The organism is Lysobacter capsici (assembly GCF_018732085.1).
GTDB lineage: Bacteria > Pseudomonadota > Gammaproteobacteria > Xanthomonadales > Xanthomonadaceae > Lysobacter > Lysobacter capsici_A.
In genome coordinates this window covers 2,895,580-2,917,067 of sequence record NZ_CP076103.1, presented here as the reverse complement: position 1 = coordinate 2,917,067, position 21,488 = coordinate 2,895,580, and the positions used below count along the sequence as shown (strand labels likewise).

Below are 21,488 nucleotides of genomic sequence, written 5' to 3'. Positions count from 1 at the left end.
GTTGGAGGTTGGAGGTTGGAGGTTGCACCTGGAACCTTGGACCTGGAACCTTGGACCTAGAACCTAGAACCTAGAACCTAGAACCTAGAACCTAGAACGTTGGACGTTGGACGTTGGACGTTGGAGGTCAGGAATTGGGCATTGGGTTTCAGTTGTCGGTTGTCGGGTAACCGGTAACCGAGAATCGTCCAGGGCTTCAGCACGACACCTAAATTCGTCATTCCCGCGAAGGCGGGAATCCAGTGCCTTTCGTGCGAGAACGCTTGAAGTCACTGGATTCCCGCCTTCGCGGGAATGACGTTCTGGTGGGGTGGCGCTGAAGCCTCTGGATGTTCGGCTCTACCGAAGAAAAGCAAAGCCGGCCTTCGCGGAAATGACAACCCAACGACATGACGCTGAAGCCACTGGATTCCCGCGTTCGCGGGAATGACGTTCTGGTGGGATGACGCTGAAGCCTCAGGATGTTCGGCTCTGCCGAAGAAAAGCAAAGCCAGCCTTCGCGGAAATGACAACCTAACGACATGACGCTGAAGTCACTGGATTCCCGCGTTCGCGGGAATGACGTTCTGGTGGGATGGCGCTGAAGCCTCAGGATGTTCGGCTATTCCGAAGAAAAGCAAAGCCAGCCTTCGCGGGAATGACGACCTAACAGCATGACGCTGAAGTCACTGGATTCCCGCGTTCGCGGGAATGACGTCATGGCGGGATGACGCTTGAGTCCCTGGATTCCTACCCTCGCGGGAATGACGTCAACAAGGAACGCCGCGTGTCTATTCCCGCGGCTTCCGGCAAACAGAAGTGAGCGAACCTCACTCGCCCACCCCGCTGTAACACCGCCATGACACCCCCGGCGCTACGTTGGGCGCCCCGCCTCCACGCACCCAAGGAGTTCCCTCATGTCCAGCAAACCCACCATCGTTCTCGTCCACGGCGCCTGGGGCGACGGCTCGCATTGGCGGCATGTGATTCCCCTGCTGCATCAGGCCGGTTATCCGGTCAAGGCCGTGCAGAACCCGCTGACTTCACTGGCCGACGACATCGACCGCACCCGGCGCCTGGCCGAAGCCCAGGACGGGCCGACGATCCTGGTGGGGCATTCCTACGGCGGCGCGGTGATCAGCGGCGCCGGCCATGCCGCCAACGTGGTCGCACTGGTCTATATCGCCGCGTTCGCGCCCGATGAAGGCGACAGCCTCGGCGGCATCTTCGGCCGCCGCGAGGCGCCCGCCGGTGCGGCGATCATCCGTCCCGATCAGGACGGCTTCCTGTGGCTGACCCAGGACGGTTTCCACGCCAACTTCAGCGCCGATCTCGACGAGAGCGAAGCGCTGGTGATGGCGGTGGCGCAAAAGCCGATCGCCGGTCGTTGCTTCGCCGACGCAGCCGGTGCGCCGGCGTGGAAGGCCAAGCCCAGTTGGTACCAGGTGTCGAGCCAGGATCACATGATTCCGCCGGCCACCCAGGCCGAGATGGCCGCGCATATCGGTGCGAAGAAGACCATCACCCTGGATTCCAGCCATGCCTCGTTGGCGTCGCATCCGCGCGAGGTGTTCGCTTTGATCGAGGAGGCGGCGAAGGCGACGGTGGGGTGAGGTCGTTGGTCTTTACGAGGTAATGCGGTTGGCGTCGTGGCCGCTGGTTCGCGGTCGCGGCTTGCGCCGCTCCTACAGGTAGGCCATGCGGCTTTAGCTTGAGCTCGAAGCCTCGCAGCGCTGGCAATGAAATCTGACTTCAGGCAAAAGCCGCATGGCCTACCTGCAGGAGCGGCGCGAGCCGCGACCGCGAATCCGCGACATCGACGCAACCACCATGTCGCGCGCTACCGCGCACCACGACGATTTCGCTGAAAACCGCGATAACACGCTATCCAACCTCACCCATCCAACCCCCGCATCGTCGCCCGCATCGGCACCGCCACGTCCCGCATCGGGTTCGACACCGCCAGATACCGGCTCGGCGGCATCCCGATCAGCCGCTTGAACATGGTGGTGAACGCCGACGCGCTCTCGTAACCCAGGTCCAGCGCCAACGCGGTGATCGCCTCGCCCGCAGCCAGCCGCGGTAAGGCCGCGAAGATCGCCGCCTGCCGGCACCACTGGGCGAAACTGGTTCCGGTTTCGGCGCGAAAGCGTCGAGTGAAGGTGCGCCGGCTCATCGCCAGATCCGCGCACCAGTCGTCGATGCTGTCGTGCGGCGACGGATGCGCCAGATAGGCGCGGCAACGCTTGGCCAGGCGCGGATCGGCCGGAAACGGAATGTCCAGCGGCAACACCGGCGCGCGTTCGATCTCATGCACGATCAACGAGTAGATCAAGTCCGGACGCGAGCCGCTGCCGGACTCGCTCTGCAACGGCAGGTCCAGCGTTTCCAGCAGCAGCTGCCGCATCAGCGGCGACACCCCGATCACCCGGCAATCGCGCGGCAGCGCGCCGCTGACCTCCGGTTCGATGTAGATGCTGCGCGTGCTGATCTGCGCCAGCACATGCACGTCGTGCGCCATCCCGGACGGAACCCAGGCCGCGCGCTCGGGCGGCACGATCCAGCGCCCGGTCTCGGTGCCGACCACCATGATCCCGTGCGCGGCGTACAGCAGTTGCGAGCGCCGATGCTTGTGGCGGGCGATGCGATGGTGGCTGGGGTATTCGTTCGAGGTCGCGACGATACGGCCCGGCAATTGGTCGGCAAGGGTCGCCTGGACGTTGCGCATTGGCCCGATCTCGCAGATTGTTGACCTGAATGATAGTGCGGGCAGTGTCGCGGCGGCGTCTACTGGTCGGCGCAGCAGGCACCTCGACGGCGACGGCAACTTCAGCGCCCTCGCCCGCAACGGTCGCCCAGCGCAGCCCCGCTCTCTCCTGGCCCCCGCCCATGACCACCCTGGATGCCCCCGCCGCGGCAACGTCCGACCTCGTCGACGCGCCGACGCCCGCCCACGTTCCGCCGTTCGAAGCCGCGCCCGCGCCGGCCGCCGAAACCGCCAACAAGATCGCTTTGCCGATCCTGGCGATGCTCAGCGTCTGTCACCTGCTCAACGACATGATCCAGTCGCTGCTGCCGGCGCTGTACCCGCTGCTCAAGCAAACCTTCCAACTCGATTTCGGCCAGATCGGCCTGATCACCCTGACCTTCCAGGTCACCGCCTCGTTGCTGCAGCCGCTGGTCGGCATCTACACCGACAAGCGCCCGATGCCCTACTCGCTGGCGATCGGCATGGGCTTCACCCTGACCGGCCTGCTGTTGCTGTCGCGCGCTACGACGTTTCCGATGTTGCTGCTGGCCGCGGCCCTGGTCGGTTCGGGCTCGTCGGTGTTCCATCCCGAATCCTCGCGGGTCGCGCGCATGGCCTCCGGCGGACGCCATGGCCTGGCGCAGTCGCTGTTCCAGGTCGGCGGCAACGTCGGTTCGGCGCTGGGGCCGTTGCTCGCGGCCTACATCGTCATGCCGCGCGGCCAGGGCAGCGTCGCCTGGTTCGCGTTCGCCGCGCTCGCCGCGATCGTGATCCTCAGCCGCATCGGCCTGTGGTATCGCGAACAGATCCCGGCCCACCGCAAGGCGCGCGCGCATGCGGTCGCGCGGCCGAGCTTGCCACGCAAGACCATCGCCATGACCCTGGCGGTGCTCGGCGTGCTGATCTTTTCCAAGTATTTCTACATGGCCAGCCTGTCGAGTTACTACACCTTCTACCTGATGGAGAAATTCCATCTGGCCGCGCGCGATGCGCAGCTGCACCTGTTCGTATTCCTCGGCGCGGTCGCCGCCGGCACCTTGCTCGGCGGCCCGATCGGCGACCGCATCGGCCGCCGCTACGTGATCTGGTTTTCGATCCTCGGCGTGTTGCCGTTCACCCTGATGCTGCCGCACGCCAACCTGCTGTGGACCACGGTGCTGACGGTGGTGATCGGGCTGGTGCTGTCGTCGGCGTTCGCGGCGATCCTGGTGTACGCGCAGGAACTGATCCCCGGCCGCACCGGCATGATCGCCGGCCTGTTTTTCGGCTTCGCCTTCGGCATGGGCGGGCTGGGCGCGGCGGCCTTGGGCCAGCTGGCCGACCACATCGGCATCGAAGCGGTCTACGGCCTGTGCGCCTACCTGCCGGCGATCGGTTTGATGGCGTGGTTCCTGCCGAAGCTGGAGAAGCATCCGGCCTGAATGCGCCGATCGCGACGCGCGGCTTGCAAGCCGCGCGCATGCCCATACCTCGAATCTCAGATACCGGGATTACCGCCGGGCACGATGGCGCATGCATCAGGCTTCCTTCTTCGACAGCGAACCGCAGCAACCGGTGCTCGACGCCGAGGGCGGCCTGCGCTATCTGCCCGGCGTGTTCGATGCGGATTGGTGCGAACGCCTGTTCGATATCCTGCTGACCCACGCCGCGTGGACCTCGCAGCAACGCATGATGTACGAGCGCCTGGTCGAAGTGCCGCGGCGCATGGCCAGCTACCGTCTCGATCAGGACGTGTTGCCGCCGTTGCTGGCCGACACCGCGCAGCGGGTCGCGCAGGTGCTGGACGCGCCGTTCAACAGCGTCGGTTTGAATCTGTATCGCGACGGCCACGACAGCGTCGCGCCGCACAACGACAAGGTGCATAACCTCGCGCCCGGACAGCCGATCGCGGTGCTGTCGCTCGGCGCGACCCGGCGCATGACCGTCCGCGCCAAGCGCGAGCCGCGCGAATGCTGGCATATGCAACTGGAAGCCGGCAGCCTGGTGGTGATGAGCCACGCCTCGCAATTCCACTACGATCACGGCATTCCCAAGGCCCCCGGCGTCTGCGACCCGCGCATCAGCCTGGCGTTTCGGGTGCGCAGGTTTTGATCCTGGCCCTGCGCGAACCGCGTCGCCACGAGGTCTTTTGTGGGAGGAGCTTCGGCCCTGATGCCTTTCGATCAGCTCGCCAGGCCGCTAGCGATCGCCGCACCTGACCGCGACAAGACGCTGAAGTCTCTGGATCCCCGCCTACGCGCGGATGACGGGCAAGAGCAAACGCCCTGCAAGTCGTGACTGTGTTGGGCGGGGCGCACCTCCAGGCCGGTATTCCGCGAACCAGGCTGTGCATTACTTCGGCGCAGCCGAACACCCGGCGCTGTCAATCCGCCGTCGACGCCTGCAGGGCCACCGCCAGCGCCGCATCGCCGGATACCAGATCGGTCCAGCTCAACGCCAATCCTTTTCGGTGGCCCTTGGCATTGAGCCTCAAGCCGTCGGGATCGAGGACCAGCGTGTAGGGTTTGCCGTCGATCTCCACTTCGCGTCGCAAGGGTCGGTCGAGTGGGGTCATGGTCGTAGGCTCCAATGAATGAGGCGACCGCGGTTCGGCGCGCTACGCCGGCCGATCGCCGCGGTACCAGTCCAGCAATGCCTGTGGCAGGCGCGGCTCCAGGTCGATCTCCAGCGCGGTATGCGCGTCTAACGCGTCGAGCAGATTGCGCCGCATGGAACCCAGCTCCGGGCGCCGCAGCCAATCCAGATCGCCCTGCAGCTGCGCCAGCAGCATCGAGGCGCGTTCGAACAACTGATCGCCCTGCGCCGCCAGTTCGCGCGTGAACCAGCCGCGCGCCGGACGATGCAGCGGATACCCCTGCGCCTCAAGCACGTCGGCCTGTTCGGCCAATGCCCCGTAGGCGCCGCGATACCACTCGCCGTGTCCGCCGGCTTCGCGGCGAACCGTCAACGGCGCCGGGGCGTTGTGTTCGAGCAGCGCGTGGCGAAGGCGAAGCTCCAGGTCGCGCGCATCGCGCACGGTCTCGGTCTGGATCAGGAAGGCGCGATCCAGGTCGAAGAATTCGAAATAGCGCGCCTGCAGCGCCTGCGCGCGCGACAAGGGATTGCGCGAGAACCCCAGCTTGAGCAGATCCTCGTACGCACACGGCAACACATAGACATGGCAGACGCCCTCGCTGCAACCCGGGCCGGTATCTGGATCGCTGGTGCGCAGGAACGACATGCCGGCATGATCGCGCGGCGGCGTCTCAGCGGCCGAGTTCGGCGCCGCGCCGTCGCTCGCCCCTCACGGCCGCCGCGGCGGTTGCGCGAACGTGCGTTCGTCGGAATGGATGGGGCGGATGTCGAGAATCTCGTCGACCCACAGATAACGGCTGCCGTTGGCGAGATCAGGATCGTCCAGCCGCACCACCGCGTTGACGCCTTCGTTGCCGTCGCCATCGAGAAAGGTCTGCAGGCTCGGACGCACGGTCACGACCGAGGACTGGCGGCTTCCGTCGATCAGCTCGATGTCGACCAGGCCCGCGTCCGGCAATCGCTCGATCAACCCGCGCAGTCGCTCGATATCGGCGGGGTCGGTGTAGACGCGATCGGCTGTCTGGGTCATCGCAGATTCTCCGCGGGCAGACCGGAGGATTCCGGCCTGCCCATTTCGCTGCACGCATGCTGAGCGAACGTACTGCTGAAGCGACTATCGCTGAAACGATCACCGTCCAGACGCGCCGGCGCGCAACAACAGTTCACGCGCCGGCGCTCAGGACATTAGGTCGAGCGACTTACTTCTTGGCGCTCTTGGCGCCCGCCATCAGGCCGCTGGTGTCGACGCTCTTGACGCCGTCGATGTTGTGCGCGATCGACTTGGCCTTCTCGGCCTGGGCCTTGCTCGCGGCGCCCGACAGCTTGACCACGCCGTTGACGGTTTCGACCTTGATGTCGGTGCCCGATACCTCGCTGGACGCCAGCAGTTCGGTCTTGACCTTGGTGGTGATCCAGGTGTCGCTGACCGGCTGCGCCGAGTCGTTCTTCGCCGCGTCCATCGCCGGATCGCTGCCGGTCGGGGTGCCCGCGCTCTGCGCGAAGGCGCCGCCCGACAGGGCCAGGGCGAGCACGGCGGTAGCGATGCGGATGGAGTTTGTCGTGTTGTTCTTCATCGGGGTATTCCTCATTGGCTGAGACGCGTGGGTCTCGAAAGGTGTCGCTGGGTGGTGCTTACACCGGTGGCGCGACAGCTTGCGCTTGGTGCAGTCAGTGATGCGTCTTGCGTCCGGATCCCGACTTCTTGCCGCCGTGATCGTGTTTGTTGACCGTGCGCCATGCCCGCTCTTCGGCTTGCTGCTTGGACACCCCTTGCTCCCGATAGCCTTGTTCGATGTGCTCGGCCTGACGCTTTTGCTTGTCGGTATACGAGGATTTGTCGCCGCGTGGCATGGTCGCTCTCCCTGGAGCCTGTGGGTACGCCACCGAACCTACGCGGGCACAAGTTAAGAGCAGGCCAGTACGGTGTTAGCGCGAGGTGTGCGGTTCATCGTCGTCGCGTCACGATGAATCCTTCAGCGAACAAGCCTTCATCGAACGCAGGCGCGGTCACATTCGAGTAACGACGCCGCCGTTATCCATGAATCTGCTATCGACGATCGGGCGGAGCGCATTCATGCAACTTATGGATCAGTTATGGGTGGTCGGCGGCGCCGCGTACGCGATGGTGCTCGGCGGCGCGATCGGTTTCGAACGCGAACTCAAGAATCGGCCGGCCGGATTCCGCACGCACATGCTGGTGGCCGGCGCCTCGTCGCTGCTGGTCGGCATGGGCCAGCTGGTGATGATGGACCCGCGTTTCCGCCTGCCCTTCATGATCACCATGGACCCGATGCGTCTGGTCGAGGCAGTGATCGGCGGCGTGGCGTTCATCGGTGCGGGCACCATCTTCGCCTGGCGCGGCGGCCGCGATGTCGCCGGTATCACCACCGCGGCCTCGCTGCTGATGGTCGCGGTGATCGGCGCCTGCACCGGCCTGCGTTATCACGTCCTCGCCGTCGCCGCGGCGGTGCTGACCTTGCTGGTGTTGACGGTGTTGAACTGGAGCGAGCGCCGCTTCGGGATCAAGCGCATGACGCCAGCGCGGGCCGAGGGTGATGGCGATGCGCCATCCGATCAGACTCGGGGCCGGCGCGGCGAGTAACGCGCGGTGATCGGCGCGACTTGATGATTGCGTATCGCGGGTGCCCTCACCCCGGCCCTCTCCCGCAAGCGGGAGAGGGAGCGAAGCAGAGCGGGAGAAGCGGAGAGATTTGGCGATGGGGTGGGCTGGAGGTCAGATATCCCGACGATTTCGTACTACGCGTGACTGTTAGAGCTTGGGCAGTCGTTGCCTGCTTGAGGCGTAGCCTTCCCAGGGATCGCTACGCAGCCGCTTCGCCCGGCGCAGGGCCTTATGCAGATCGAAGTCGGTCGACGCGCGGCTGCGCGCGAATTCGTCCCAGCGCAGCGGCATCGCCACCGGCGCGCCCTCGCGCGCGCGCAGCGACCAGCCGGTCACGCTGGTCGCGCCACGCGCATTGCGCAGCCAGTCGATGAAGATGCGGTCCTTGCGCACTGCCTTGGACGCGGTGGCGACATAGCGCAGCGGCGAGTTTTCCACCATCGCGTCGGCGAAGGCTTCGCAGAAGGCCTTGACCTGCGGCCAGTCCGGCCCACGCTGGATCGGAACGCACACATGCGCGCCCTTGCCGCCGGACAGACGCACCCAGCTGTCCAGGCCGATCTCGGCCAGGCGATCGCGCACGTCGCGCGCGGCGCGCTTGAGTTCGCTCCAGGCGATGCCTTCGGCCGGATCGAGATCGAAGATCAGCCGATCGGGCTGGTCCGGCTTGTCGCGCCGCGCGCCCCAGGGATGGAACTCCAGGGTATTCATCTGCACCAGCGCCAGCACGCCCTGGATATCGTCGACATAGACGTAGTCGGCCTGGCCCGCGGATTCGCGCAGGCTCACCGGATGCACGTCGGGACCGAAGCCGTCGCTGTGATGCTTGTGGAAGAAGCACTGCGAACCGATGCCGTCGGGACAACGCAGCAGCGACACCGGGCGATCGACCAGCTCCGGCAACAGCCAGCGTTCGACCGCGCGGTAGTAGTCGGCGACCTCGCCCTTGCTGATGTTCGCATCCGGAAACACGATGCGCTCGGGATGGGTGATGCGTTGTTCGGACATGCCCTGCTCCTCGGCGGTTGCTGCTTTCGCGGATGACTTCACCGGCAACTGCGCGGTGGACTTTTTACCCGCTCTGGTGCGCAGATCGGCAGCCGCGGCGGATGTCCGTCCGATGCGGTCCTTGCCCTTACCCGCGCCTGCGCTCGCGGGCGCGGCACTCAGATCGGCGGCGCTCTTGTCCTCGCGCAACCGCGCGAAACTGGCCTGGCGAATCAGACCTTCCTTGCCGCGGCCGCGCGAATGCACGTCGATCACGAGTTGGGGTTCGACCCAATGCACGCTGCGCCGCGAAAACGGAACATGCTCGGGCAACTCGACCGCGGCCTGCTCGGTGTGCAAGCCACGCAGGCGCCGGGTCAGACTGCGCAAGGTGTCGTCGTTGAACCCGCTGCCGACCCGGCCGACATACACCAGGCCACCGTTCTGCGGACGGGCGAGCAACAACGAACCGAAGCCCTGCCGGCTGTTCTTCGGCGGCGTGTAGCCGACCACGATGAATTCCTCGTCGGCCTTGTGCTTGAGCTTGATCCAGGCCTGACTGCGGCCGCCGCGGTACGGCGCATCGGCGCGCTTGCTGATGATGCCTTCCAGCCCGGCCCGGGCGCTCGCCGCGAGCACCTGGTCGGCCGGGCCTTGCACGTGCTCGCTGAAGGCCAGCGGCGAGGCTTCGCCCGCGGCCAATACCTCGCGCAGCAGATCGCGGCGCGCCGACTGCGCGGCGCCGCGCAGGTCGATCCCGTCGAGGTACAGCAGGTCGAACACGACGTAACGCAGTGCATCGACCCGTCCGGCTTCGAGCCGCCGCTGCAGTTCGCCGAAATCGCTGTGGCCGGCGCGATCCTGCGCGATCAGCTCGCCGTCCAGGATCGCGCTGCGCAGCGGCAACGCGCTCACCGCCTCGGTCAGGGCGGGGAAACGTCGGGTCCAGTCGAGGCCATTGCGCGATTCCAGACGAGTGCTGCGCTGGCGATAGGCGACCAGGCGATAGCCGTCCCATTTGATCTCGTGCAGCCAATCGCCGCCGACCGGCGGATGCTCGCGCAAACTCGCCAGTTGCAGCTCGATCTGTTGCGGCATCGCGGTCGCCACCGCGCCCGCCAAGGCCAGCGCTTGCTTGCGCCAGTCCGTGCTTGCCGCCGATCCCTTCGCGACCGATCTTTTCGAACCGGAGTCGGCCTTCGCACCCCCAGCGATGGACGCCGACGGTTTTTTCTTGATTGCTTTCGCGGCCGATTTTTTCGCGGCCCGCGCAGTCGCTTGCGTTGTCTTCGTGGTTTTCGCCGTTGCCCGCGCCGCGCCGCGCGAGCGCGCAGAACCGCCGGTCGCGTCGAGACCGGCGCCCGTCGCCTCGACCATCGCATCGGCATCGCTGTCGCGCACATGCTCGTCGCTGCGCTTGATCAGCAGCCATTGCCGCTGCCTGCCCGAAGGTTTCGTCCGCACCAGGGTGAAACGGCCGTGCAAGCGCTCGCCGTCGAGTTCGAAATCCAGCTTGCCGGCGGCGATCTGCTCCAGCGCGTCGCCGTCGCTTTGCCAGGTGCCGCGGTCGAAGATATCGACATGGCCCGCGCCGTAGTGGCCTTGCGGGATGTCGCCTTCGAAACCCGCGTAGTCGAGCGGATGGTCCTCGACCTCGACCGCCAGCCGACGCTCGCCGGCGCGCAACGACGGGCCCTTGGGCACCGCCCAGCTCTTCAGCACGCCGTCGGCTTCCAGGCGGAAGTCGTAATGGCGGGCTCGGGCCTGATGCAGTTGCACCACGAAGATCGGCGGCGCGCGGGTACGCCGCGATTTGGCGCCCGCTTTAGCGCCTGTCCGCTCGACCCCGGGTTCCGGGGTCGCGTCGAGTCGGCGTTTGCGTACGTAGTCGCGCAGGCTCATCGGCGCCGGTCCAGTCGGTCGACGCTAGCCATCTATCAAGCCGACTTGCGTGCGCGTTTCTTGGCCGGCGCCTTGCCGGCGGTTTTCTTCGCCGTCTTCTTTGCGGTTTTCTTGGCGGTCGCCGCAGTGTCGCCGCCCTTCTTGCTCAGGCTGCGCTTGAGCAGTTCGGCGAAGTCGATGACGTTGGTCGCGGCGTTCTCGGGCAGTTTTGCTTCGTCGCTGTCCTTGCCGCGCACCACCTTCTTCGACTTGACCCGCTGCTCGATCACCTTGTGCAGGCGCTGGCGGAAATCGTCCTTGTAGCCTTCAGGCTGCCACTGGCTGCTCATCGACTTGATCAGCTGCTCGGCCATTTCGATCTCGCGCGGCGAGATCTTCCATTTCGCCAAGCCACCTTCGGGCAGTTTGTAGTCGGACGGATCGACCAGTTCCTGGGCGTAGCGCAGGATCATCAGCAACAGCGCTTCCCCGTGCGGCATCACCGCGGCCAGGTATTCGCGGGTGCGGATCACCACCCGGCCGATCCCGACCTTGCCGCTGCGCTTGAGCACCTCGCGCAGCAGCACGTAGCCTTTCTCGGCCTTCTTGCCCGGCTCGAGGATGTAGGGCTTTTCATAGAACTCGGCCCCGATCGAATCGGCATCGACGAAGGTGTCGATGTCGACGCTCTCCTTGTTGTCCGGCGAGGCCGCGGCGATGTCGGCCTCCTCGATCACCACATAGCTGCCCTTGTCGTATTCGAATGCCTTGACGATCTCCTTCCACGGCACTTCCTCGCCGGTTTCCTCGTTGACCCGCTCGTAGCGGATCGGCGCCTTGTTGCGGCTGTCGAGCATGCGGAAATGCAGGTCGACGCGGCGCTCGCCGGTCATCAGCTTGACCGGGATGTTGAGCAGGCCGAACGACAGGGTTCCGGTCCAGATCGGGCGGGCCATGGTCAAACCTCGTCTTGGGGATTGGAGCGGCGATCGCGCTCGTGCGTGTCGGCGCCTTGCCGATCGGACCGCGACGGATCGCTAGCGTCATCGTCGTCCATGCCGAACGAAGGATCCTCGCAGGCCGCCCTCGCCCCGCCGTCGCGCGCCTTTTTCGCCAGCGCTTCGTAGCGATTGCGGAACTGTTCCAGCGTGGCCTCGTCGAGTTCCTCCATATCCAGCAAGGTGTTGTCGGCGCGGCGCACCGCGCGGATCAGTTCGTCTAGCTTGATCTGCACCGCGGCGGAATCGCGGTTCTGCGAGTTCTGGATCAGGAACACCATCAGGAAGGTGATGATGGTGGTGCCGGTGTTGATCACCAGCTGCCAGGTATCGCTGAAACCGAACAAGGGACCCGACACCACCCACACCACCACCACGCCGACCGCGAGCCCGAAGCAGGTCGGATGGCCGGTGAACCGCGCCGCGGCCTTCGCGCCGCGCTCGAAGGCGTGGCGCAGGCTCATGCGTGGTGGCTGCCGCGCGGCCGCAGGCGATCGCGTTGTTCCAGGCGATGCCAGGCCGCCTCGACCATCGGCCGCGCCTCGTCCCAGTCCAGTTTCGATACGCCACGCACGCGCTTGTAGCAACGGATCAGGTCGTCTTCCATTTCGCGGAAGCCACGGCCGTGCGAGCGCATGTAGGCGTCGAGGCCGAGTTTCACCGCCGGTTCGTAATCGCTGTAACGCAGGCCCGGCCGGTCGACCAGGACGCGGTACTGGCCGCGCCAATAAAGCAGCTCCGAATCCATGTCGACGACGTCATGCGCCAAGACCGAAAGCGAAGGTCCGGCGGCGATGCACGAAGCGTCGGCGGAGGCATGGGCCACGGTGTTCAAAGCGAGTGATTCGGAATCGCTGGTTCGGTAGCTGTCTATGGGCATGATCGAATCCTCTTGGCGAGCGGGAGCGCAGGCGGTTGACGGCTGCATGTGATCGCGAGAAGCGCGCGATGTTCGCTGGATCGGCGACATCGGTGACGCGCTGCGCGGATCGGTGTGTGCCGTACCTTGCCACCGGGACGCGCGAAGATTGTGTCAGTGCGTTAGCGCACGATTGCGCTTTCGTTCATCAAGCTGCCTGGGGCTGAGAACGCCGTAACGCGGCAGCGATGAAGCATTCAGTCGCTAACTGTGACGCACTTCCGAAGTGCTGCGTCGACGAAACACGCCGCGCTCACACGAACGAAACGCCGAAGCTGACAGACACGCGCCTAACCCGAGATTCATCCATCGAACACGCGCGCTTAACTCGTCGCACGAGTGATATTCACGCGATCGAGCGCGTCGATGCCGATGAATGCGGCTCGCACCGTTGGTCGGATCGGCACCTATTCATGCCGTTCGAACGGGGCAAGGCGCGAACGAGTGCGTGCGCTGCGCGAAGCGACGCCGCGCTTGCGACGACGCGCGACGATGAGACGCGGTGATGAGACGCGGTGATGCAGCATCGCGATATCGCCAAGCGACAGATGCGCAACGCGATCGGATCGGACTAAATCCGACCCAGGTTGCGCAACACCTCGTCGACCGTCGACTCCACCGCCGCCGCGGCGCTGCCGGGCCGGCGCATCAACAGGCGATGCACCTCGCGTTGCGCGTCCGCCGGTAAGGCTTCGATCTCCTCGACCTGCCCGGCCAGCAGGCTCGCCACCGCGACGCCGTCGCGAAACGCGATGCGCGCGCCGGGAATGCGCGGCACCTTGGCGCCGGCGAGCACGCTGCCGGTGAGGTTCAGCGGATCGGCGGCGGAAATGCAGATCACTTCGCCGCTGTGCTCGCGCTGGCGAACCTGGCGCAAGGCGTTGACCGCATCGGGCAGCGCGTACTGTTCGCCGGTCATGCCGGCGATGAAACGGCCGCCGCGGATTTCGCCGCGCGCTTCCAGGCGCCGGTACACCCGCAGCAGATCGCGCCACGGCGGCAGCCACGCCGCCTCGCGCTGGATCAATCGCCAGAACACCACGCCGTAGCGTTCGAGCAGGCGCCAGGCGATGTGTTCGGTCGCCTCGGTGCTGCGCGCCGCGGCCTGCGCCGGCGTCGCGGTCGTCGGCTCGGCCGACGCGTCGAGTGGCCGGGTCAGCGACCAGCGTCCGGCGTCCTGCAGATCGGTCAGCATCGCCCGGCGTCGGCGGCTGCCGTGCGCCGAGGCGCGCTTGGACGGCGGCACCAGCAAGGCGCGCAGGCCGGCGAAGCTGTCGCAGGTGATGCGGCCGCGGGTCACCAGTTCGCCGAGCGCTTCTTCCAGTTCGGTGCGCAGCAGGTGCGCGGAGTGTTCGAGTTCGTCGAAGAACGAGGCGCCACGCGTTTCCAGTGCGGCCAGCACGCGCTGCGCGCGCGAGGACACCGGCGCCGGATCGGTGTTGCGCACCGCGCTCAGGCTCCAGTCGGCCAGGGCGCGACGCGGCAGCAGCACGATCGGGGTCTGGCGCACGCTCGGCACGCCTTGCGGCGCGGCCGGGTCGGTGCCGCCGGCGTTCGGACGCAGCCGCGCCCAGGTCACGCGGCCGGCGGTACACAGCTCGTCGAGCCAGGCCGAATCGTAGTCGCCGATGCGCGCCGGCAGCAGTTCGCTTTCCCACACCGAAGCCGGCGCTTCAAAGCCTTCGAGCTGTTCCAGCACCGTGCGCAGCGCCTGCGGGCCGCTCATGCGGGTGGGCTTGGACAGGTGCTGCCAGTCGAACAAGAAGCGCGCGTAGTCGCGTGGCGCGACCGGTTCGATCTCGCGGCGCAGGCGCCCGACCGTGTAGCGATGGATACGCGCGAGCAGATGGCGTTCGCACCATTCCTCTTCGCCGGCGAGCAGGCTGGCGCGGCTGAAGCGCCCGCGCATCACATAGCCTTCCTGCTCCAGGCGCAGCAAGGCGAGTTCGATTTCGGCCGCTTCGCGGCGGCTGTCGCGCGCCAATGCGCCGATCGTGGTCGGGCCCAGCCCGGTCAGGCGCGAGCGCAGCAGGTCGATCAGCGCGTCCTCGGCGCTCCACTGCACTTGCGCGTATTCGCGCGGCACCTCGACTGCGGGTTCGGCCACGGCCTGAGCGAACATTGCGCGGGCTTGCGGCAGGGTTTCGGTCGCGACCCACCACGACGGCGACGCGTCCTCGGCGTGCAGGCGCAAGGCGGTGGCGCGGCCGGCGGCGGCCAGCGCGCTGAGCCAATCGGTCCAGGTGTTGGCCGTTGCTTCGTCAGCAGTGACGAAACCCAGCCCCATCAGCGCTTCGTGCATTTCATCGGGATCGCGCGCTTCCGGCCAGGCCTCGGCGCGCACCGCGTCGATCGCTTCCAGGTCGAGCCGGCCGAGGTCATCGGCGCTGTCGGCTTCGGCGTAACGCCGCGCCATCACCGCCTGAGTGCGACGTTCCTCCAGCGGCGCATCGTCGAGGAAGGCGTACGGCTTGGCGTTAAGCGCCTCGGCCGCGATCGGCGACGGACCGGTCACGTCGCGCCCGATCACCCGCACCTCGCCCGCTTCCAGGCGTCGCAGCATGCGCAGCCAGCCGGCGCTGTCCATCGCTTCGTACAAGCAGTCCTGCAGGGTCTGTTCGACCAGCGGATGGTCGGGCACTTCGCGCTCGCCGACCAGGTTTTCCGCGCACGCGACCTGATCGGGAAACACCGTCGCCAGCAGATCCTCGCTCTTCATCCGCTGCAACTGCGGCGCGACCTTGCGCCCGCCGACGAAACGCGGCAACGCCAACGAGGTGGTCGCGTTCCAGCGCCAGCGCACCGCGAACAACGGCGCATCGAGCAAGGCCTGGGTCAGTACATCCAGGGCCGAGGCCGAATGCAGATAGCGCGCGACATCTTCGAGCGGGAAGCTGTGGCTGGTCGACAGCGACAGCACGATCGCGTCCTCGGTCGCGGCGGCCTGCAGTTCGAAATTGAACTTGCGGCAGAAGCGCTTGCGCAGCGCCAAGCCCCAGGCGCGATTGATGCGGCTGCCGTAGGGCGAATGGATCACCAGCTGGGTGCCGCCGGATTCGTCGAAGAACCGCTCGAACACCAGACTGTCCTGGGTCGGCACGATGCCGAGCGCCTGACGGGTGCGGCCCAGGTAGTCGACCACTTGCAGCGCGCTTTCCGGATCGATATCGATTTGTTCGCTGAGCTTGCGCGCGGCGCCGCCGGCATCGATCGCGCCGGACGGACCGGCGGTCTCGCCCAACAAGGCATCGACCGCGCCGCGCAGGCGCGACACGCTGGCCGACAGTTCGTCGCTGCGGCCGGGCGCTTCGCCGAGCCAGAACGGGATGTTCGGCGGCTGGCCCTGCGCGTCCTCGACCCGCACCCGCCCCGGCTCGACCCGCAGGATGCGATAGCTGGCGTTGCCGAGCTGGAACACGTCGCCGGCCAGGCTTTCGATCGCGAAGTCTTCGTTGACGTTGCCGATCGTGTGGTTTTCCGGCTCCAGCACGACCGAGTAATCGCCGGTGTCGGGGATGGTGCCGCCCGACATCACCGCGGTCATGCGGCTGCCGCGACGCGCGCGCAGCCGCGCGTTGACCGCGTCGCGATGGATGTAGGCCGCGCGCGGGCCGCGCCGGGTGGTGAAACCGTCGGCGAGCATGCGCACGACCGCATCGAAGTCCTTACGCTGCAGTTGCGCATACGGCCAGGCGCCGCGCACCAGCGCGTACAACTCGTCCTCGCTGCACTCCTGCGCGGCCACTTCGGCGACGATCTGCTGCGCCAGCACGTCCAGCGGCGCGGACGGAATCTGCAGCGCATCGAGTTCGCCGCGACGCACGCTGTCGAGCAGCGCCGCGCATTCGACCAGGTCGTCGCGCGACTGCGGGAACAGGCGGCCCTTCGGCACGCCGCCGACATGGTGGCCGGCGCGACCGACGCGTTGCAGGAAGGCGGCGATCGCGCGCGGCGAACCGAGCTGGCAGACCAGGTCGACATCGCCGATGTCGATGCCCAGTTCCAGCGACGCGGTCGCGACCAGCACCCGCAACTGTCCGCTCTTGAGCCGCTGTTCGGCGTCCAGGCGCAGTTCGCGCGACAGGCTGCCGTGGTGCGCGGCGACCACGTCCTTGCCGAGCCGGTCGGCGAGATGGCGCGCGGCGCGTTCGGCCATGCGCCGGGTGTTGACGAACACCAGCGTGGTGCGGTGTTCGCCGACCAATGCGGCCAGCCGTTGGTAGACCTCGTCCCATTGCTCGTGCGACATCACCGCCGACAGCGGCGAGCCCGGCAGCTCCAGGGCGAGATCGCGCTGCTTGGCGTAGCCGATGTCGACGATCGCGCAATCGGGTTGGCCGTCGGCATCGACCGCGTCGCTGCCGACCAGGAAACGCGCGACTTCGATGATCGGTTTCTGCGTCGCCGACAGGCCGATCCGCAGCGGCGGTTTGGGACACAGGCCGCGCAGGCGTTCCAGGGTCAGGCTCAGATGGCTGCCGCGCTTGTCGTCGGCAACGGCATGGATTTCATCGACGATGACCGAGCGCACGGTCGACAGCATGGCGCGCCCGGATTCCGAACCCATCAGCACGTACAGCGACTCGGGCGTGGTCACCAGGATGTGCGGCGGCCGCTTGCGCATCGCCACGCGTTCGCCTGCGGGCGTATCGCCGGTGCGCACCGCGGTACGGATGCCGGGGTCGGCCAGGCCCATGCGCTGCAGGTGCTCGGCGATGCCGGCCAGCGGCGCTTCCAGGTTCAGATGGATGTCGTTGGACAGCGCCTTCAGCGGCGAGACGTAGACCACCGCGGTTTCGTCGCGCAATCCGTGTTCGAGCCCTTCGCGCACCAGTTCGTCGATCGCGGCCAGGAACGCGGTCAGGGTCTTGCCCGAACCGGTCGGCGCGGCGACCAGGGTGTTGCGCCCGGCGCGGATGTTCGGCCACGCCAGCACCTGCGCCTGGGTCGGCGCCGGAAACGTCGCGCCGAACCAGGCGGCGACGGCGGGATGGAAATCGTCTAGCACCATGAGCGGGGACGGCCTGCCGATTGGGAGCGGTGACTGGGGACCGTTCGTAGATGGGGGCGATTGTGGCATTGGCTAGCGTGCGGGCGGCGTGTCTCAGTGTGTGCGACTGAATTGTTCACGGCGATGGGGGGAGGCGCTGCTTTGTGAATAGGCCGCCTTGTTGGTGATGACCGCGACCGACGCGTCTTCTTGCTTACGACGCAGTTGCGATGGCGACGTCGCGGCTCACGCCGCTCCTACAGGGAGAAACGAAGCCGCGGCCGCCCCCAGTAGGAGCGGCGCGAGCCGCGACCGCGAACTGGCGGCCTGCGGCGCCACTCAGGCGTCAGAACCACGGCGCCCGAGCGGTCGATCGGCCCTCCCGCTCACCTCCCAGCCCCAAGCTTGACCTTACCATCATGGGAACCCCCAACCTGCCCGGCATCGAGTCCCCCGGGAACCCCCATGAACGCCCCTCTCCAAGTCGCCCCCCTCCCGCAACGCCTGCGTCTGCACGTAGCCGGGATGACCTGCAGCTCCTGCGCCGGCCGCATCGAGCGGGCCGTGAGCGCCCTGCCCGGCGTCGCCGAGGTCAACGTCAATCTGGCCACCGAAACCGCCGAGGTCGCCCACGACGCCAGCGTCTCCGCCGCGCAGATCGAACGCGCCATCGCCGCGGCCGGTTACAGCGTCCCCAGCGAGGACCTCGTGCTGGCGCTGCGCGGGATGAATTGCGGCTCCTGCGTCGGCCGGATCGAGAAGGCGCTGACCGCAGTGCCGGGCGTGCTGGAGGCCTCGGTCAATCTGGCCACCGAGCGCGCCAAGGTGCGCATGCTCGCCGGCACCGACACGGCCGCGCTGATCGCCGCGGTGAAACGCGCCGGCTACGAAGCGAGCCTGCCCGATTCCGACCCCGACAACCCATCGGGCGGCGGTGCAAGCAACCAAGCCGCTGGCGACAGCAGCAACCCGCCGCGCACCGACAACGGCAGCGACACCGCCACCACCGCCCGCAGCAACGCGAAACCCGCTCTGTCGCGCGAAACCCGCCATCTGCTGATTGCCGCCGCGCTGTCGCTGCCCCTGGTCGCGCCGATGCTCGGCCTGTTGTTCGGCCAGCACTGGATGCTGCCGGGCTGGTTGCAGTTCGCGCTCGCCACGCCGGTGCAGTTCTGGCTCGGCGCGCGCTTCTACCGCGCCGGCTGGAGCGCGCTGCGCGCGCGCAGCGGCAACATGGACCTGCTGGTCGCACTCGGCAGCAGCGCCGGTTACGGCCTGAGCCTGTATCACCTGCTGCGCGGCGATCAGATGCAGCTGTATTTCGAAACCTCGGCGGTGATCATCACCCTGATCCTGTTCGGCAAGTGGCTGGAAGCGCGCGCCAAGCGCCAGACCACCGCGGCGATCCGCGCCCTGCAGGCGCTGCGCCCGAGCAGCGCGCGGGTGCTGCGCGACGGCGTCGAACACGAATTGCCACTCGCGCAACTGCGGGTCGGCGACCTCGTGGTGGTGCGCCCGGGCGAACGCCTGCCGGCCGACGGCCGCATCGTCGAAGGCCTCACTCACGTCGACGAATCCCTGCTCACCGGCGAATCCCTGCCGGTCGCGCGAGAGCGCGGCGACCGCGTCACCGGCGGCGCGATCAACGGCGAAGGCCGGATCGTGGTCGAAACCGTGGCGGTCGGCGCGGAGAGCGCGCTGGCCCGGATCATCCGTCTGGTCGAAGACGCGCAGGCCAAGAAAGCGCCGATCCAGCATCTGGTCGACCGGGTCAGCGCGGTGTTCGTGCCGGTGGTGATCGCGATCGCGCTGCTGACCCTGATCGGCTGGGGCCTGTATGCAGGCGATTGGAGCCAGGCCGTGCTCAACGCGGTCGCGGTGCTGGTGATCGCCTGTCCGTGTGCGCTGGGCCTGGCGACGCCGACCGCGATCATGGCCGGCACCGGCGTGGCCGCGCGCGCGGGCATCCTGATCAAGGACGCCGAAGCGCTGGAAATCGCGCACCGGATCGACGTGGTCGCGTTCGACAAGACCGGCACCCTGACCGAAGGCAAGCCGGTGCTGAGCGAATGGACCGCGCTCGACGGCGATCGCGACGCGCTGCTGCGTTTGTCCGCGGCCTTGCAGTCGGGCAGCGAGCATCCGCTTGCGCGCGCCACCCTCGATGCGGCGCGCGCGCTGACCCTGCCGCCGGTGTCGCAACTGCGGGCGCTGGCCGGACGCGGCCTGCGCGGCGAGGTCGAAGGCCGCAGCCTGCTGCTCGGCAGCACCCGCATGCTCGAAGAAGCCGGCGTCGATCTGCAACCGCTGCGCGAGGCCGCGCAACGCCTGGCCGACAGCGGCCACAGCGTGTCGTGGCTGGCGCGCGACGGCAGCGATGGCGCGCAGTTGCTCGGCCTGCTCGGTTTCCGCGACACCCCGCGCGCCAACGCCCGGGCCGCGATCGAACGCCTGCACGCGCTGGGCGTGAGCACCGCGATGATTTCCGGCGATCACATCGGCGCGGCGCGCGCGGTCGCGGCCGAACTGGGCATCGACCAGATCCGCGCCGACGTATTGCCCGAACAAAAGGCCGCCGCGGTCGCCGAACTCGGGCAGTTCCGCACCGTGGCGATGGTCGGCGACGGCGTCAACGACGCACCGGCGCTGGCCGCGGCCGATGTCGGCATCGCCATGGGCAGCGGCACCGACGTGGCGATGCAGGCCGCCGGCATCACCCTGATGCGCGCCGAACCGGGGCTGGTCGCCGACGCGATCGAGATCTCGCGCCGCACCAGCCGCAAGATCCGTCAGAACCTGTTCTGGGCATTCGGCTACAACGTGATCGGCATCGGCCTAGCGACCTTGGGCTGGTTGAACCCGGTGGTCGCCGCCGCGGCGATGGCCTTCTCCAGCGTCAGCGTGATCGGCAACACTCTGCTGCTGCGACGCTGGAAACCGGCATGAACGCGCCGCGCATGAACGCTTACGCACCCTTCGTTACCGGAAACAGGAACCGCGCCATGACCCGCAACGCGCCCGAACTCGCCCAGGCCAAGGCCGACGGCCTGCACAACATCGGCGAAGCCGCCCAGCTCAGCGGGGTGAGCGCGAAGATGATCCGCCATTACGAGAGCATCGACCTGATTCCGGCCGCGGGCCGCAGCATCGCCGGCTATCGCCTGTACCGCGACAGCGACCTGCATCGGCTGCGTTTCATCAAGCGCTCTCGCTCGCTGGGGTTTTCGATCAAGCAGATCGAGACCTTGCTGGGGCTGTGGGACAACCGCTCGCGCGAAAGCGGCGAGGTCAAGCGACTGGCGTTGGATCACGCGGCGGAACTGGCGGCGAAGATACGCGAGATGCAGGCGATGCAGCACACGCTGGAGCAGCTGGCGCGGCGGTGCCAGGGGGATGATCGGCCGGAGTGTCCGATTCTTGAGGATCTGGCTCAGGATGAGTGTTGTGGGGGATCTGGAGATTCGGGGTCGGGTGATGGGGTGTCGGCCGGCAATGCATAAAGCAGCGAAGAAAGGTGGATGAGCCGCGAATGATTCGAGAGTGATTCGCGGGTGATTCTCGAGTCGCCGCGCATCGCCAAGAACGTCATTCCCGCGAAGGCGGGAATCCAGTGCCTTTCGTGCGAGAACGCTTGAAGTCACTGGATTCCCGCTTTCGCGGGAATGACGTTCTGGAAAGTTTCGTCGTAGCCGAAGATTCGCGGTCGCGGCTCGCGCCGCTCCTACAGGTAGATAGCGAACATGCATATGCGTCGGATGCTACGGCGCTCCCCTGTAGGAGCGGCGCAA

The 21,488-nt window shown here is 67.1% G+C and carries 15 protein-coding genes and 2 pseudogenes; 6 read left to right on the top strand and 11 right to left on the bottom strand.

Going from position 1 to position 21,488, the window contains the following annotated elements; translation table 11 throughout:
• Positions 1-896: 896 nt before the first annotated feature.
• The gene (locus KME82_RS12400; RefSeq protein ID WP_215498776.1) at positions 897-1,592 is read left to right on the top strand and encodes an alpha/beta fold hydrolase; all 696 of its coding nucleotides are present in this window, start codon (positions 897-899) and stop codon (positions 1,590-1,592) included.
• A gap of 281 nt (positions 1,593-1,873) precedes the next feature.
• On the opposite strand, the gene KME82_RS12395 is transcribed toward KME82_RS12400, so the two are convergent.
• Positions 1,874-2,707, bottom strand: a complete 834-nt coding sequence (locus tag KME82_RS12395; RefSeq protein ID WP_215498775.1) for an AraC family transcriptional regulator — start codon at positions 2,705-2,707, stop codon at positions 1,874-1,876.
• A gap of 161 nt (positions 2,708-2,868) precedes the next feature.
• On the opposite strand from KME82_RS12395, the gene KME82_RS12390 reads away from it, so the two are divergent.
• Together KME82_RS12390 and KME82_RS12385 are read left to right on the top strand one after the other, a co-directional pair.
• Positions 2,869-4,149 (top strand): MFS transporter, encoded by a 1,281-nt coding sequence (locus KME82_RS12390; protein WP_215498774.1) that lies wholly within the window; start codon positions 2,869-2,871, stop codon positions 4,147-4,149.
• Positions 4,150-4,240: 91 nt separating this feature from the next.
• Positions 4,241-4,819, top strand: a complete 579-nt coding sequence (locus KME82_RS12385) for an alpha-ketoglutarate-dependent dioxygenase AlkB (RefSeq protein WP_215498773.1) — start codon at positions 4,241-4,243, stop codon at positions 4,817-4,819.
• A gap of 271 nt (positions 4,820-5,090) precedes the next feature.
• Here KME82_RS12385 and KME82_RS12380 read toward each other — a convergent pair whose 3' ends face one another.
• From KME82_RS12380 to KME82_RS12360, 5 genes and pseudogenes are all read right to left on the bottom strand, one after another.
• A complete protein-coding gene (locus tag KME82_RS12380) occupies positions 5,091-5,282 on the bottom strand; it encodes a hypothetical protein (RefSeq protein WP_215498772.1) in 192 nt (63 codons plus the stop codon).
• Between the two features lie 42 nt (positions 5,283-5,324).
• On the bottom strand, positions 5,325-5,948 hold the full coding sequence (locus KME82_RS12375; RefSeq protein ID WP_215498771.1) for a GIY-YIG nuclease family protein: 624 nt from the start codon (positions 5,946-5,948) through the stop codon (positions 5,325-5,327).
• 63 nt (positions 5,949-6,011) lie between these two features.
• The gene (locus KME82_RS12370; protein WP_215498770.1) at positions 6,012-6,332 is read right to left on the bottom strand and encodes a DUF3247 family protein; all 321 of its coding nucleotides are present in this window, start codon (positions 6,330-6,332) and stop codon (positions 6,012-6,014) included.
• Between the two features lie 169 nt (positions 6,333-6,501).
• Positions 6,502-6,876, bottom strand: a complete 375-nt coding sequence (locus KME82_RS12365) for a BON domain-containing protein (RefSeq protein ID WP_215498769.1) — start codon at positions 6,874-6,876, stop codon at positions 6,502-6,504.
• A gap of 106 nt (positions 6,877-6,982) precedes the next feature.
• Positions 6,983-7,153 (bottom strand): annotated as a pseudogene (locus KME82_RS12360) (HupB); the annotation flags it as partial.
• Positions 7,154-7,376: 223 nt separating this feature from the next.
• Here KME82_RS12360 and KME82_RS12355 point away from each other — a divergent pair.
• Positions 7,377-7,904, top strand: a complete 528-nt coding sequence (locus KME82_RS12355; RefSeq protein ID WP_215498767.1) for an MgtC/SapB family protein — start codon at positions 7,377-7,379, stop codon at positions 7,902-7,904.
• A 168-nt stretch (positions 7,905-8,072) separates the two neighbouring features.
• On the opposite strand, the gene ligD is transcribed toward KME82_RS12355, so the two are convergent.
• The 5 genes and pseudogenes from ligD to KME82_RS12330 all read right to left on the bottom strand — a co-directional run bounded on the left by ligD (position 8,073) and on the right by KME82_RS12330 (position 17,721).
• Positions 8,073-10,814 carry a DNA ligase D gene (gene ligD / locus KME82_RS12350; protein WP_215498766.1) on the bottom strand — a complete coding sequence of 914 codons (2,742 nt, stop codon included), beginning with the start codon at positions 10,812-10,814 and terminating at the stop codon, positions 8,073-8,075.
• Between the two features lie 35 nt (positions 10,815-10,849).
• A complete protein-coding gene (locus tag KME82_RS12345; protein WP_215498765.1) occupies positions 10,850-11,749 on the bottom strand; it encodes a Ku protein in 900 nt (299 codons plus the stop codon).
• Between the two features lie 119 nt (positions 11,750-11,868).
• A pseudogene (locus KME82_RS12340) lies at positions 11,869-12,255 on the bottom strand (low affinity iron permease family protein); the annotation flags it as partial.
• On the bottom strand, positions 12,252-12,539 hold the full coding sequence (locus tag KME82_RS12335; protein ID WP_215498763.1) for a hypothetical protein: 288 nt from the start codon (positions 12,537-12,539) through the stop codon (positions 12,252-12,254). The gene KME82_RS12335 and the pseudogene KME82_RS12340, both read right to left, overlap by 4 nt.
• A 742-nt stretch (positions 12,540-13,281) precedes the next feature.
• Positions 13,282-17,721: a DEAD/DEAH box helicase gene (locus tag KME82_RS12330; protein ID WP_215498762.1), complete on the bottom strand. Its 4,440-nt coding sequence runs from the start codon at positions 17,719-17,721 to the stop codon at positions 13,282-13,284.
• Positions 17,722-18,165: 444 nt separating this feature from the next.
• Here KME82_RS12330 and KME82_RS12325 point away from each other — a divergent pair, with 444 nt between their 5' ends.
• Both KME82_RS12325 and cueR read left to right on the top strand, forming a co-directional pair.
• Positions 18,166-20,646, top strand: a complete 2,481-nt coding sequence (locus KME82_RS12325; RefSeq protein ID WP_215498761.1) for a heavy metal translocating P-type ATPase — start codon at positions 18,166-18,168, stop codon at positions 20,644-20,646.
• Positions 20,643-21,200, top strand: coding sequence for a Cu(I)-responsive transcriptional regulator (cueR, locus tag KME82_RS12320; protein WP_252255719.1), 558 nt, complete (start codon positions 20,643-20,645; stop codon positions 21,198-21,200). Before KME82_RS12325 ends, cueR begins: the two co-directional genes overlap by 4 nt.
• Positions 21,201-21,488 lie beyond the last annotated feature (288 nt).

What these genes read in the sequence shown, in the direction of transcription:
- KME82_RS12400 (WP_215498776.1), top strand. Translation starts at nt 897, where the DNA reads ATGTCCAGCAAACCCACCATCGTTCTCGTCCACGGCGCCTGGGGCGAC.
- KME82_RS12395 (WP_215498775.1), bottom strand. Translation starts at nt 2,707, where the DNA reads ATGCGCAACGTCCAGGCGACCCTTGCCGACCAATTGCCGGGCCGTATC.
- KME82_RS12390 (WP_215498774.1), top strand. Translation starts at nt 2,869, where the DNA reads ATGACCACCCTGGATGCCCCCGCCGCGGCAACGTCCGACCTCGTCGAC.
- KME82_RS12385 (WP_215498773.1), top strand. Translation starts at nt 4,241, where the DNA reads ATGCATCAGGCTTCCTTCTTCGACAGCGAACCGCAGCAACCGGTGCTC.
- KME82_RS12380 (WP_215498772.1), bottom strand. Translation starts at nt 5,282, where the DNA reads ATGACCCCACTCGACCGACCCTTGCGACGCGAAGTGGAGATCGACGGC.
- KME82_RS12375 (WP_215498771.1), bottom strand. Translation starts at nt 5,948, where the DNA reads ATGTCGTTCCTGCGCACCAGCGATCCAGATACCGGCCCGGGTTGCAGC.
- KME82_RS12370 (WP_215498770.1), bottom strand. Translation starts at nt 6,332, where the DNA reads ATGACCCAGACAGCCGATCGCGTCTACACCGACCCCGCCGATATCGAG.
- KME82_RS12365 (WP_215498769.1), bottom strand. Translation starts at nt 6,876, where the DNA reads ATGAAGAACAACACGACAAACTCCATCCGCATCGCTACCGCCGTGCTC.
- KME82_RS12355 (WP_215498767.1), top strand. Translation starts at nt 7,377, where the DNA reads ATGCAACTTATGGATCAGTTATGGGTGGTCGGCGGCGCCGCGTACGCG.
- ligD (WP_215498766.1), bottom strand. Translation starts at nt 10,814, where the DNA reads ATGAGCCTGCGCGACTACGTACGCAAACGCCGACTCGACGCGACCCCG.
- KME82_RS12345 (WP_215498765.1), bottom strand. Translation starts at nt 11,749, where the DNA reads ATGGCCCGCCCGATCTGGACCGGAACCCTGTCGTTCGGCCTGCTCAAC.
- KME82_RS12335 (WP_215498763.1), bottom strand. Translation starts at nt 12,539, where the DNA reads ATGGATTCGGAGCTGCTTTATTGGCGCGGCCAGTACCGCGTCCTGGTC.
- KME82_RS12330 (WP_215498762.1), bottom strand. Translation starts at nt 17,721, where the DNA reads ATGGTGCTAGACGATTTCCATCCCGCCGTCGCCGCCTGGTTCGGCGCG.
- KME82_RS12325 (WP_215498761.1), top strand. Translation starts at nt 18,166, where the DNA reads ATGAACGCCCCTCTCCAAGTCGCCCCCCTCCCGCAACGCCTGCGTCTG.
- cueR (WP_252255719.1), top strand. Translation starts at nt 20,643, where the DNA reads ATGAACGCGCCGCGCATGAACGCTTACGCACCCTTCGTTACCGGAAAC.